Consider the following 12,333-nt stretch of genomic DNA (forward strand, 5'->3'; position numbering starts at 1 on the left):
TTTGGTCTGTTGGGTTGATCGTTCTCGTTGTATGGGTGATGGTGTGGGATGCGCTTGTTTTGAGCCAAGGTGCTGTGAGCCGTTTTGCGGGGTTAGAAATGTTCCAGGTGATTGGTTGCTTATTCAGCATGGTTGAAATCGCCCTGCGGGACGTTCTGGGCTTGCTGTGGGGTGTTGGCGCTGGTTGGTCAGGTGCCGGCTTGGGTTAGTTCATTCCAGTTCGCTGGTCGGGGTGCTGGGGTTTTTGGCATTTTGTGGCCGCGGAATTGTTCGGGGCGGTTGCCTTCTCGGATGTCGGCGTCGCAGGCGTGGCAGGCGTGGGCGTCGTACCAGTCGTGGTCGGGGCACTTGGGGTTCACCGGGCGTTGCTTGGGTGGCTCGGGGAGGTTCCAGTGCTTGCCGTCGAGGAAGATGCTGCTGGGTGATTTGATGCTGGGATTGAGGGCGGCGTTGATTGCGACTTGCAGGAGGGTTTTGAAGTCGTAGGGCTGGTGGTGGACGCTGAGGACGTCGAGGGTTTGCTGGGCGCGCCAGTCTTTGGGGCGGAGTTCTTCGAGGGTGGCGGCGATGAGTTGCGCTTGGCGTTCGGTGAGCATGGTGGGAGTTTCTTTCCGCTGGTTGGTGGCCGTTGGTTTTTTGATGGGGATTATTTGATCGTCGATCGTTGTGGTGCTTCGCGTTTAAGTCCTAGACGATTCGACGATTTTTTTAGATGGATCTTTTAAAAGATGAGTACTACGAAACTGAGCGTGCCTACTTACGTAAGTAAGTAGTGGTTAAATGGTGCTTATTTTTTGCTTAGATTCACTTAGGTTTGCTTAGGTTTTTTCGTGATATTCGGGCTGTGACTTGGGTGTCTTGTTTTTGGTTTGCCGTGTTTTTGCTTAGCTTCTTACCTGTGGATAACCTGGTCATAGTTGGGTTGACCAGCAGTTTCATGTTTCTAAGCTTGCTAACCAATTTCTAAGTGTTTGCTTACAACTTGCTTACGGAATATCCGGGTTCAGACCGTGCTCCTGGCAGAGTTCGCATCGGTCGTTCAGCACGCCTTTATTCACGTGGTGCCGCAGATGCATGCCCTTTTTGCCTCCGCTGGAACCGTTCTTGGCGCGCTCGGCACTGAGCTCCTGGATCTGCGCTTTGGACTTTTGGTGCTCTAAATAGTCGTGCAGAATATACACGCCGTTTTTTTCGTGCACTAAGCCGGCTTCAATGAGCTCTTTTCCGACCTTGGTCCCGCGGGCGAACAGGTCCGATTTTGCTACGATCCCGTCGGTGGTTTCTTCGTTGGCGATCAGCAGCAGGGTCACGTGGATACGGAATGCGGCGTCTGAAAGGCCACGGATTTTACGGTGCCGGTGGTACTCGTTGGCCAAGGCGATATAGGGGCGTTGGTCAAGTTTCTTGTCCTTGGTCATCGCAGGATGCTACCTGTTCGGTGGCTCATGCTGGGGTCTCCATCTCGTGGTGCAGGTAGTGCAGGTGGTGCTGGTGTCTCCCGGCTTGCTGCTTCGACCTGGTAACCCGAAGCAGCTAACCGCAGAATGTCAGGGGCCGGGGACGCCCTGGACGATCTCAATGGCGCGCTTGTAGAGGTCACCGCGAGCCAAAGCCAGGCCTACATGTTCAAGCTTGTGCGTCGCTTCTGCAGGGCTTACGCCGGGGATCATTTGTGCAACTACGTCGGCTAGGTTCTCGATGAATTCCGAGTCGGCTGGCGTTGCTTCGGTGGCCTGGTTATCGTGGTTTTCCATTGCGAGTGGTGGCCTTTCAAAAAGTGGAGTGGATGGAAATAATTAGTGAGACCCACTTGGGCCTCACTAATCATCACTTGTTGATCCGACAACTAGTCGCTGCAGCCGCCGCATTCGCCGGTCTGTGACACGGGCCGGTCACACGAACCGCAGAGGTCGGTTCGCACCTTGGCCGGTGTCAGGCGTGGCTTTGGCGGCTTCAAGGCAATCACTGGGATGGGCAAGGTCACACAACCCCTTTCATCGTGGTCTTATCAATTCGTTGCTGCGCTTCCCGGGCGAGCCGCGATCGCATGCTTTTGCGCTTGCGGTTCTTGGCCCGGTGGCGTGGCCACTCCGCGTTCGGGCGGTTGTAGCGTGGGATCGCTAGCTCTTTCTGCAAAACTTCCTCCTGATGGGTGCGCGTAACCGTTGCATAGTCACACGCACCCGGTTCAGCAGGTGGGAAGGAGTTTAGAAAGGTGGCTCGCTGGCCGGCGGGTTGCCCCATCCCCCGCTGACTGGAGGGCTGTTCCAGCCGCCACCGGAGCTTCCGCCAGCCGTGGACCCGTTGTTCCAGCCACCGTTTCCGCTACCGGCGTTGCCGCGGCCTGCAGCGCCTTCACCGTTGCCCCGCTGAGTGCGGGTGACCTTGGCAGAGGCGAAGCGCAGTGACGGGCCAATCTCGTCGACTTCCAGTTCCATGACGGTGCGTCGTTCGCCTTCCTTGGTGTCGTAGGAACGTGAGCGCAGGCGCCCCTGGGCGATGACTCGCATGCCCTTGGTGAGTGTTTCGGCCACGTTCTCGGCGGCTTCGCGCCAGACGCTAGAGCGGAGGAACAGGGCTTCCCCGTCTTTCCACTCGTTCGACTGCCGGTCAAACTCTCGCGGGGTCGAAGCAATCGTGAAGTTCGCAACCGCGGCCCCCGCCGGGGTGAAGCGCAGTTCCGGATCCGCGGTCAGGTTTCCAATGACGGTGATTACGGTCTCGCCTGCCATGCTTAGTTCTCCTTCTGGATGAGGTGTGGGTAGTGCTCTTGAATTCCTGCTTGGTAGCCGGCAACAGCCTTATGGAATGCTTCGGTGTGAGCGTTGATCTTGTTCGCCAGGTCGACGCACTTGGCGCTGTTGGCGAAGAATCGTCCAGTGTCGGTGAGGCTTGCCCCGAGGGTACGGACTTTTCTTTGCCATTCGAGGACACTGGCCAGGGTGACTGGCAGCAGCCGGGGCTGCAGGTCGATCAGTTCCTCTACTCGGCTCCACTTGTTGACGTACCCGTCTCCGCCCAGCTTCGACAGCTGGACTGCCAGTGATTGTGCGTTGAAGTCGATGACTTCCCATTGGACGGCGGTCTTGGATTTGCCCAGGCGACAAGTCATTCCTGGTTCGATGGCGATCATTCGCTGCTTTCCTTTTCGTTGAGTAGGCGTGTGCGGATCCGGTCTAGCCCTTTACCGGTGACGCGGGTCTGCGGGTTGTTGGAGAGCTTCTTCTCGCCGGTTTGCTGGTCGGTGTAGGTTTTGGCTTTTTCGGTGAGCGTTTTCGCGTCAATCTGGGTTTGGTATGCACGGACCGAACGAACTTTGCCTTTGGATCTTTCTTCGACCGTGGCTGCGGGCCGGAAGCACCATCCCCAGTCCAGGAGCTTCTTGATCAGCCGGTCTCCCCCGATCGTCACGCCGCCTTCTTCGCTGATGACTTTGGCTGCGTCCCGGAAGGACAGTGAGCCGGTGGATGAGACGAGGTCAGTCCACGCGGATGCTTTTGGTTCCAGGACTGCGATCTTTTCGTCTTTGGCGGCGAGCTCAAGGTTTTTTCTGGCGATGATGCTTTGCGCTTTGACGACGGCCAGAGCCATGAACTCGTCTTCGTCGGCGGCTTGGGTGCTGTAGGTGCCGGTCTTGCGGATTGCGGGGAGAACCTCGTTGGTGATCCATCGGCGGAAGGTGCGTGCGATTTCGCCATTGGCCCGGATTACGACTTCGTACATGCCGGACTCGTTGACGATCGTTGTTTCGCGCAGCTGCCCTCGCGAATTCTCAGCGTAGGTTTTTCCGACGGTCACTGGATCGATGCGGGTTGCGACGTCGCGCGGGTTCGAAATTTCGAGCACTGCGCACAAATCGTTGAGCACGAACCAAGGTTCGCCGTCGACCATTACTGTGCGGACGTCGTGGCCTGAGTATTCGAAGAGGCGGATTCCCTTGCTGAGTGTCTCTTCGGGTGTGGGCGGCATTCCGTAGGTTTGGGTCGTCATGGGAGTTTCCTTTCCGGGGATGCGAACGCGTGGTTGGCGTGTTCGGTGAGTGCGAGCATGGTTTCGGCTTGGTACCGGCGGAGTCGGGGTTCGGTCTGCTTGGGGACCTTGGTGAGTCTGGTGAGCCAGATTAGGAACGTGCCGGGGGTGGCTGTCTGCATCCGGAATTTTCGTCCGTCGGCGCCGCGCGCTAGGTGCAGGTCGACTTCAGCCCAGGCATTGCTCTTCAGGTGCGCGAGTGCGCTGGAATAGTCCAGTCCGAGGTCGGTGAAGATGTGCTTCATGATGATGCGTGGTTTGCCGTGGTCGTAGATCACCGGAATGAGTGCGTCGGCGAAGCTGATGGTGGCGTTTTGTCCGCTTGGATCGATGACTCTATCCATGAGGGTTCTCCATCTCTGCCGGTAAATGTCTTTGGGTTGGTAGGTCCCACAGTTACGGGCTGAAAGTTTTTAGGGTGGTGGTGTTCGGCCGCGAGCTGGTTACTCGCATGAGGGGGCGGACGTACCAGGGAGTTGGTGCTGGAAGTGGCGGGGCGTTTGCCCCGCCACTTCTCTTTTGCCGTTTAGGCGATCTTTCCGTCTTCGATGGTCCAGCCGAATTCGCCGGATTCGTCGACGAATTCGACCCAGATCTGGAATCCGTTCTCGTCTCCGAGGTTTTGGAGTTCCTGGATGCCGTCGTTGTCCAGGTCGGATCCGTTGCGGATGATCATGACCTTCAGCTCGGGTTTCGAGGCGATGATCAGTCGGGCGGATGCGATGGTCTGTTCGCGGGTGGATGCCTTACGGAATGGGCGGCCGTGGAGCAGTACTCCTTCGTCGTCGAAGCTCATGCCGGGGACTGGGAAGTTTGCTGCGGCGAGGCCGTCGCTCTTCTTCTTGTCGATGTCGGCGATCTTCTGAGTGAGCGCTTTGGCTTGTTCCGCGGTCGCTTCGTATTGGAACTGCAGGGATCCGCGTTCTTGCTTCTTGCGTACGAGCCGGTTGGTTTCCTCTGCACCGTCGATCTTCAACTGAATCTCAGCGAGGTCCACTTCCTCGGGCAGCTTGGATGCATCTTCCGAAGCTTCGACCGCTTTCCTCTCGACATCTGCGAGTTCTCGTTTGAGACGTTCGGCTTCGCTCTCCCAATGCTGGACGCTGCGGACGGTGTTCGAGATCTTCGTGTTGACTTCCTGCCCTGCCCGGTATTGGTCGAGCAGTTCGGAAACGCTCACCTCGGCAGCTGGCAGGTCGTCCGGGAATTCCTCGTACTGCTTCAGCTGAGCTTCGAAGTCGCCAACTCGCGTGTTGACGCGAGTGCGTTCTTCGAAGATCTGCTTCCGATCTAGCGCAAGCTCAGCTGGGTCGAAGGGCAGGTCGACCAGATTCAGGACCGCGGCCAGCTGCTTCTTGTCATCGAGCAGCGGGAATGCGCCGGCATCCATGCCCAGGGCGCCAAGCATGCCGTTCAGGGTTGCTTGGGCAACTTTCGTTCCGTCAGCAGTTTTGCCGGTCAGGGTGGAGGATCCGTCTGCTTTGTATTTGCGGATCAGCTGCATCCCGTTGTCGAGGACGTGGATGTTCTCTGCAGCCTTCTTGCCTTCGTGGACTGGGCGTGGCACGTCGCGTTTGTTGTGGCCGATGATGGTTGCTTCCAGCCCGTCGAGGACGCTGGACTTGCCTTGGGCGTTTCGTCCGCTGATGGCGACGAGGGAGCCTTTCGGTGCAATCTGCACGTAGTCCAAGCGCTGGAATCCGTTGAGGGTGATTTCTTGGGTCTTAGCCATGATGGGAGTCTCCTAAATTGGGTGGTGTTGGTGGCCAGCTGGTGAGGCTGGCCACCGGGGTCGGGGGTTGGTTACGACTGGGAGGCTTTCTGCCCTGCGGTGACGATGCGATCGAGGGTTTCGCGGTCCGCGCCCCATGCCTGGGCTTCGTTGTAGAGGCTTCGGAGTGCTACTGCATCACCTTCACGCTGTTCGATCTTCTCGTCCCAGGACAGCTCCAAGGCAGCAGGTGTTCCTTCGTCCTGGACCTCGCCGGTCTGCGTATCAACGTTGGCGCCGACCTCTTCAGGCTCTGGCGGCAAGGTCGTTGGTGCGGCTTGTGCCGGTTCTACGGTTGCGGCCGGCGCCGCGGCAGCTGGTGCAGCGGACTTTGCTGGCGCTTTGCGTGACATCTTGCGGGTCTTCACTGGTGCTTCTGTCGCGCTGCCAGCCGTCGGCTGCTCACCCAGGTCCTCAAGTTCCGATTCTTCAACCGAGTACGGTGAAATGCCGGAGAGCACTTCTGGGAACATTCGGCGGCATGCTTCAGTTGCCGCCTTGGCGTACAGCATTTCCTGAGGGTTGGACTTGTACTTGGGGTTGCTGGTGTAACCGGCCGTCGCCGCACGCTGGATAGTCCAGGTGAACTCGTGCCATTCACTTTCGTCGCGGTGCCGGGCCCGGACAGTTACTGCTTCCGGTGTCGATGAAGCCTGGTCGAGCTTGTGGCCGTGGGATTTGACCAAGGCAACCATTGAGCGGGCGTACATTGCCGGAGAACCGTGGACGATGAACATCTGCTGGACGGACTGGAATGGGTCATAGCCGATCGATGCGCCGGCCATGATGATTGCGGTGACGTCCAGGGTCAGCTCGTCCAGGGATTTGAAGCTGCCCTTGCCTTTCGAACGCAGAGGCGTCGGGACAAAGTTGGACTGGGCCATGAAGCTGGCGATCTTGTTCGCGTGGCTGAGGGCGTTGACCCATGATTCGAGGCCTGCGATGCCGGCGGCGCCGGGCATCGTTGGCATGGCTAGTTCTGCGCTGGTCGGTGCAGGGTTTGCTGGCTGAATGCTCATGATTCTTCTCTTTCCTTTTAGTTAGGCAGCGTTGAGGGCGGGGACGGTGAGCGGTTCAAGCTTGATCTTTCCCCGCACTTTGGCGTCTTCATGGACGGCCTTGGCGTGGAGGAAGTGCTGGAAGTGCTCGTCAATTTTTTCTGGGCTATCCGACAGCAGGTACAAGCTGCTGCCCAACGGCTCGTCTCCGTACCTGGCGTTCTCCCCTTCGCGGTCCATGGGTGTCACGTGGGCTACGAATGCTTTGGAGACGGGCGGGATCGGCTTTTCGATTTCCCCGTCCATGTAGAACTCGGCTCTGGCGTAGGCCGCGGTCTGCAGGGCCGTGTCCATGTAGACGCCTTTGGACGTTTTCAGATCCACTTCGATGACCCAGCCAGCTGCGATTTCCTCAGCAGTTTGCAGTAGTGGCGACTGGGCGAAGAGGTCAACTTTGCCGGAGTACCAATGCTCGCGGCTTCCGACGATGACTTCAGCCAGTACTGGGGTGATCTGCCATTCTTCGAGGAATGCCAGGTATCCCTCGATGAACCCTTCGAGGTTCTCAGGCACGTCGGCTCCGCCGGTGAGGTTGATTTGTTCGGCGAGGTCGTGCACTGCCGTGCCGCGTTTCGCTGCTGCGTCGCGTTCACGGTTCGGGAGGAGCTGCAGGAATTTCAGTGACGGGTCATCCTTCTCGCCTGTGTAGCCGGATTGCAGCCCTGTCAGATGGGTGGAATTGTTCGGGTCAAGGACCCACTGCGCTACGACGGTGCCGGCCCACCAGACGAGGGCTGGCTTTGGCACGCCTCCGCCGATGATCGTCGTTACGCCGCTGACTGGCTGGCCGTCGAGTTTGTAGCGGTGGCTTGATTCTTTGAATGTCAGCCCGCGTTCGATGGTTGCTGGGGTGGCAGTCATTAGAGCGACGCCCCGTCGAGGAAGCCGGTGAGAATGATAGCGGCGAGGATGGTGAGACCTGCGAGAGTGTGGAGTACCCGTTCGCCACGTGAAGTGATAACGAGTTTTTGGGTGTGCTTGCCCATTTGTAGAGTCTCCTTTGAGGAATCCGGTTGGTGGCCGGTTGCGGTTGGTGGCCGCGGGTGGGACTTGGGAGTCACGGTGTTGTGGTTTTTAACCCCGTAATAATCAGCGTACACACATTCATTCAATCTGGCAAGAACTTTTACTATTTCATTAAACCTAAGTCCACTGACAGAATAGCTCACGCCCTGAATGATCAGATCAAACTGATAAGGTTATTGCCCGTGGGTGGATTGTAGAGTCTCCCCACACCGCAGGCGTTTTGATCTCCATCTCACGCCTGCAACAAGGCGCCACAGGCGCCACTGTGGCCGACTGGTAATCGACCACATCAGCCAGCACGGGGTGGTACCCAGCTGGCAGAAGTGCGGCGTTGTTGGGACTTGGGAGTTTCCGACGCCGCACTTCGCTTTTAACTAGACTGTTGCAGCGCCAGCGCGAGCCCTGCGTGATCTCGAAGTCCCCTGGAACGCCAAAGCTTCCGACTCTACCTCAGGCGCCGAATCCGCCAGCCGCACACAACTCTCCAAGAATGCCTTGACCTGCGCCTCGGTGAAAAGAATCTTTCCGTGCTCGACCCGGGTATGTTCAATCTTCTTCTCACGTGCCAATTTGCGGATCGTCCACGGCGAGACCTTGCGGCGCAGCTCGACACTTACTTCTTCGGGCGAATACAGGGCAACGTTCACTTGCTGTCGCTCTGCTCGAATAGTGCCGTCGAAAGCTCCTCGTTAATGGTCTCGCTGATGCATTGCGCAACTTCGGGAGCTACTTCCCTGCGCCCGGTCATCAAATGGTAGAGATGCCCTGGCGTGACCGCGCAGCGAGCCGCGAGGGTCGTAATGGAGATGAGCTGAGCTTCGCCGGGCTTGGTGATGGCCCGTAGAAGCATCGGATTGCGGAGTTTCATATTTCCGTCCTTGGGAGTTCCAGCATGCTTCCTCCGAGAGTATGCGAAATTCCCCCTCCCAAGCAATTCAATCCGTTAGCTGATTCGTTCAGTCTAATTGAAAACATGTATACGAAACAGTTTCAACCGTGTTGAACATTTCATCTCGCGCACTGTAGATTCAGCATTATCAGCAAAAAGTCTCAGTATAGAAAAGCACTTAGCTTGGCTGACATAACAAAAGTCACTTGACACACTACGAGCGGGGAAGAAATGCAAGGCGGAATCGAAGAACTCATCAACTCTATGCTTGGCGGACGAACCCTCAAACAGTTAAGCAAAGACTGTGGCGGCACGCCGACAATAGGACGCATCAGCGGAATGGCCCACAGCGGCATACGCGGATTCCCTAACCTGACCACCATCACCGGGCTAGCCAAGGGCCTTGGCGTAAGCCCACAGACCGTCGTCCAGGCCTGCGGAGTCAGCCTGGGGCTATGGACGGTTGAAACATTCTCGACTGGCGCCCTGCAGCTCCCGCTCGGAGCAGAGAAGATGACCAAGGGCCAGAAAACAGCCGTCGTTTCTGTTGTCCGTGAGTTCATCAGCGCGAATGCGGCTTGAATACACTCCACCGCCTCAGCCCGACCAGATCCAGCGCATCATTGATGCGATCAACATGGAACACCTCTGGAAACTGCGCAAGCTAGAGGGAAAAGACTTGGCTGACCACGTGCAGGATCTGGTCGAGATGGAAGCCGACAAGAAGTACGAGGAGATGGTGGTCTTGCTGGAAAGGATCATCGACGTCACGCACTCCCTTGTCCAATACGACTCCCGGGAGCCGCAACCGTATTACGCAGAAAAAGCAGCTTCGATTTACCGAAAGCTCGGACGACGCAAAGATGCGATCCGGGTACTGCGCCGATGGGTAGAAGCCTGGCCGCCAGAGCGGCCCAATGTTAAGCCCAAGGGAACAGAGGCGATCATCGCTCGCCTTTCGCATTTGGAAGCTTTGGAGTCCGGCATGTAATTACACCTTGTTTTCCGGTGTTGACCCTGTCAACGAGAAACGCAACAAAGAGCAACGCACACCAACACTTCCCGCGAGGAAGCAACAACTAAATAGAGTCGTAACCGGTCTGACAAGGCGAAATAGTGGTTCAAGTCCCCTTTCGCGCACAGGTAGAATCCCCGGTTGACTTCGGTCAACCGGGGATTTCTTTATTTAATCCGAACGACTCCCCGCCCTCGATTGAGGATGCGGCGCATGCCTCCCCCGCGCTTGCACGTGCGCTGTCGTAAAGTGCTTATATGACTGACTCTTCCCCGGGCAACGTCCCCGCCCAGCAGGGGCTCATGCCAACTGATGACGGCCACCAGCTGTACTGGGAAGAGTTCGGCAGTCCCGGGGGAATCCCGGCACTGCACCTGCACGGTGGACCAGGAGGAACACTCGGCGCGAGCGGCTACCGGAACCGCTGGGATCTGTCCCGTACTCGCCTCATTGGTTTTGAACAGCGCGGTTGCGGACGTTCTCTCCCCTCGGCAGCCGCTGCGGATACGGACATCGGAGAATTCACTACCCAGCGGCTGATAGCCGATATCGAAACGCTGCGTGTCGGGCTGGGTATCGAGAAATGGATTATCAATGGCGTGTCCTGGGGCGCGACCTTGGCTCTCGCCTACGCACAGGCCCATCCCGAACGCGTCGTCGGCATGGTGCTTTTCGCCGTCACGACAACGAGCCGTGAAGAAGTCCAATGGATCACCGAAACTGTTGGAGCACTCTTCCCGGAAGCATGGGACCGCTTCTCGCGATTCGCCAGCAGCCACATTCCGGCCTACGCGGCGGGTGAACTGCGACTGGTCGAGGCCTACGCACAACTGCTCGGCTCCACCGACCTGGAACTTCGCGATGCGGCGTCCCGCGAATGGGCGCTGTGGGAGGATACCCACATTTCCCTCGGATCGGAGCAGGTAATCCGCGATCCGCGCTGGCATGACCGCCGCTTCCGGCATTCAATGTCACTGCTGACCACTCATTTCTGGGCCCATGATGGTTTCTGCCGGCCGCCGATCATCGAGAATATGGCTGGGATCCGGCACCTGCCGGCCGTTTTGATCCACGGACGAGCCGATGTTTCCGGACCGTCAATGACGGCATGGAAACTACACCAGCTCTGGCCAGCTTCCTCACTGGTTATCTGCGAGACCGATGGCCACGGCGGAGCAGAAATGGTCGATCACTGGACGTCGGCGAACGCGAAGATGCTGGACCTGGCTTCTTGATAGCATCAGAGGCGGAGTTTTGAACGAAAAATTCCGTCACTAGCACAGCACTACTGGAGTACTGAACATGCGCATAGCCATGCTTTCCCTGCATACCTCACCGATGCAGCAGCCGGGCTCCGGCGATGCAGGTGGCATGAACGTGTACATCCAGAACCTTTCCTATGCGCTGGGCGCCCTGGGCCACGAAGTCCACATGCTCACGCGCACCGCCAACGAATCCGAGTCGCTCCAGGTCAGCGAGGGCGTGTGGATGCATCAGGTGCAGATCGCTGCCCATCGGAACCTTGCCAAGGAACAGCTCCCGGCGATCATCGACGAGGCCGCGGAGGAAATCGCAACGCACTTGCACGGCATGAAGTTCGATGTCGTCCACGGGCACTATTGGCTCTCCGGAATGGTGGGGCTGCAACTGGCGCAGCGCTGGTCCGCTCCCTTGCTGGTCTCGATGCACACCTCGGCCGCGGCCAAGGAACACGAATCAGGTCTCCCCGAGCCTGGGAAGCGAAAGGAAGCAGAGAAGCAGCTGCTCGCCGACTGCGCGCGCATCATCGCGAACACGCCTGTCGAGGCGAAACAGCTGCAGCGCTTCTACGCCGTGGACTCGAACAAGCTCGACATCGTCCTGCCCGGCGTCAACCACCGCATCTTCCACCCGGATCAGGACAAGCTGCGCCGGCCTCTGGGAGACGATGACCTGCACCTGGTCTACGCCGGGCGCATGCAACCGCTGAAGGGAGCCCATCTTCTGCTCGAAGCCATGGGCATCGCGCGTCACGAGGATCCAACCCTGCGCATTACCGCATCGCTGTTCGGTGCGCTGTCCGGGGCAACGGACTACGACCTGCCAGCGCAAGTCCAACGCCACGGCTTGGAGGACGTCGTCCGGTTCTTCGATCCGCTCTCCCCCGAGAAGCTGGCGCTCGTCTTCGCCAATGCCGATGTCGTTGCGGTACCGTCCCTTTCCGAGACTTTCGGGTTGGTGGCCGCCGAAGCGCAGGCCTGCGGCACGCCGGTGTTGGCCAATGCGGTGGGAGGGTTGGCCTACGCCGTCAATGACGGCGAATCCGGTTGGCTCATGACCGAGCCTGATGCCCAGCTTTGGGCCGCCAAGCTGCTTGAACTGGCCCGGGATCCTGAACAGATTACCGCTGCCGGACATGGGGCGCTGGAACATTCGGCCCTCTTCACCTGGGAACGCGCGGCCGTGGCCACCCTGGCCAGCTACCGTGTCGCCCAGTCCGAGCGCCAAGTACGTTGAACGCAATAGTGCCTTGGCCTTCAAGGCAATTCCATTGAAGGCCAAGGCA

At 58.4% G+C, this 12,333-nt stretch carries 17 protein-coding genes; 4 read left to right on the top strand and 13 right to left on the bottom strand.

Annotated elements, in window-relative coordinates:
* Positions 1–188 precede the first annotated feature (188 nt).
* From ACP3TE_RS17080 to ACP3TE_RS17140, 13 genes are all read right to left on the bottom strand, one after another.
* The gene (locus ACP3TE_RS17080; protein ID WP_426734451.1) at positions 189–596 is read right to left on the bottom strand and encodes a hypothetical protein; all 408 of its coding nucleotides are present in this window, start codon (positions 594–596) and stop codon (positions 189–191) included.
* Between the two features lie 390 nt (positions 597–986).
* On the bottom strand, positions 987–1,418 hold the full coding sequence (locus tag ACP3TE_RS17085; RefSeq protein ID WP_426734453.1) for a hypothetical protein: 432 nt from the start codon (positions 1,416–1,418) through the stop codon (positions 987–989).
* A 129-nt stretch (positions 1,419–1,547) separates the two neighbouring features.
* Positions 1,548–1,754, bottom strand: a complete 207-nt coding sequence (locus ACP3TE_RS17090) for a hypothetical protein (protein ID WP_426734455.1) — start codon at positions 1,752–1,754, stop codon at positions 1,548–1,550.
* Positions 1,755–2,207: 453 nt separating this feature from the next.
* Complete coding sequence (locus tag ACP3TE_RS17095; RefSeq protein ID WP_426734456.1) at positions 2,208–2,732, bottom strand: single-stranded DNA-binding protein; 525 nt, start codon at positions 2,730–2,732, stop codon at positions 2,208–2,210.
* Between the two features lie 2 nt (positions 2,733–2,734).
* Entirely contained in the window at positions 2,735–3,133 is a 399-nt protein-coding gene (locus ACP3TE_RS17100; protein WP_426734458.1) for a hypothetical protein, read from the bottom strand.
* Complete coding sequence (locus ACP3TE_RS17105) at positions 3,130–3,990, bottom strand: BRO family protein (protein ID WP_426734459.1); 861 nt, start codon at positions 3,988–3,990, stop codon at positions 3,130–3,132. Before ACP3TE_RS17105 ends, ACP3TE_RS17100 begins: the two co-directional genes overlap by 4 nt.
* Positions 3,987–4,373: a phage antirepressor N-terminal domain-containing protein gene (locus ACP3TE_RS17110; RefSeq protein WP_426734461.1), complete on the bottom strand. Its 387-nt coding sequence runs from the start codon at positions 4,371–4,373 to the stop codon at positions 3,987–3,989. Before ACP3TE_RS17110 ends, ACP3TE_RS17105 begins: the two co-directional genes overlap by 4 nt.
* A gap of 182 nt (positions 4,374–4,555) precedes the next feature.
* Complete coding sequence (locus tag ACP3TE_RS17115) at positions 4,556–5,761, bottom strand: hypothetical protein (RefSeq protein WP_426734462.1); 1,206 nt, start codon at positions 5,759–5,761, stop codon at positions 4,556–4,558.
* Between the two features lie 71 nt (positions 5,762–5,832).
* Positions 5,833–6,819 carry a hypothetical protein gene (locus ACP3TE_RS17120; RefSeq protein ID WP_426734464.1) on the bottom strand — a complete coding sequence of 329 codons (987 nt, stop codon included), beginning with the start codon at positions 6,817–6,819 and terminating at the stop codon, positions 5,833–5,835.
* 21 nt (positions 6,820–6,840) lie between these two features.
* Positions 6,841–7,719, bottom strand: coding sequence for a hypothetical protein (locus ACP3TE_RS17125; protein ID WP_426734465.1), 879 nt, complete (start codon positions 7,717–7,719; stop codon positions 6,841–6,843).
* A complete protein-coding gene (locus ACP3TE_RS17130) occupies positions 7,719–7,844 on the bottom strand; it encodes a hypothetical protein (protein WP_426734467.1) in 126 nt (41 codons plus the stop codon). Before ACP3TE_RS17130 ends, ACP3TE_RS17125 begins: the two co-directional genes overlap by 1 nt.
* 414 nt (positions 7,845–8,258) lie before the next feature.
* On the bottom strand, positions 8,259–8,531 hold the full coding sequence (locus ACP3TE_RS17135) for a helix-turn-helix domain-containing protein (RefSeq protein WP_426734469.1): 273 nt from the start codon (positions 8,529–8,531) through the stop codon (positions 8,259–8,261).
* Positions 8,528–8,752: a hypothetical protein gene (locus ACP3TE_RS17140; RefSeq protein WP_426734470.1), complete on the bottom strand. Its 225-nt coding sequence runs from the start codon at positions 8,750–8,752 to the stop codon at positions 8,528–8,530. Before ACP3TE_RS17140 ends, ACP3TE_RS17135 begins: the two co-directional genes overlap by 4 nt.
* A 360-nt stretch (positions 8,753–9,112) precedes the next feature.
* Between ACP3TE_RS17140 and ACP3TE_RS17145 the strand changes: the two genes are divergently transcribed.
* The 4 genes from ACP3TE_RS17145 to ACP3TE_RS17160 all read left to right on the top strand — a co-directional run bounded on the left by ACP3TE_RS17145 (position 9,113) and on the right by ACP3TE_RS17160 (position 12,284).
* Positions 9,113–9,355 carry a hypothetical protein gene (locus ACP3TE_RS17145; RefSeq protein WP_426734472.1) on the top strand — a complete coding sequence of 81 codons (243 nt, stop codon included), beginning with the start codon at positions 9,113–9,115 and terminating at the stop codon, positions 9,353–9,355.
* Complete coding sequence (locus ACP3TE_RS17150) at positions 9,345–9,764, top strand: hypothetical protein (RefSeq protein ID WP_426734474.1); 420 nt, start codon at positions 9,345–9,347, stop codon at positions 9,762–9,764. Before ACP3TE_RS17145 ends, ACP3TE_RS17150 begins: the two co-directional genes overlap by 11 nt.
* A gap of 281 nt (positions 9,765–10,045) precedes the next feature.
* Positions 10,046–11,023, top strand: a complete 978-nt coding sequence (locus ACP3TE_RS17155) for an alpha/beta fold hydrolase (RefSeq protein ID WP_426734475.1) — start codon at positions 10,046–10,048, stop codon at positions 11,021–11,023.
* A 67-nt stretch (positions 11,024–11,090) separates the two neighbouring features.
* Positions 11,091–12,284, top strand: a complete 1,194-nt coding sequence (locus ACP3TE_RS17160) for a glycosyltransferase (RefSeq protein WP_426734477.1) — start codon at positions 11,091–11,093, stop codon at positions 12,282–12,284.
* Positions 12,285–12,333 lie beyond the last annotated feature (49 nt).

Origin of the sequence: Glutamicibacter sp. 2E12 (assembly GCF_050030965.1) — a bacterium.
Taxonomy (GTDB): Bacteria; Actinomycetota; Actinomycetes; order Actinomycetales; family Micrococcaceae; genus Glutamicibacter.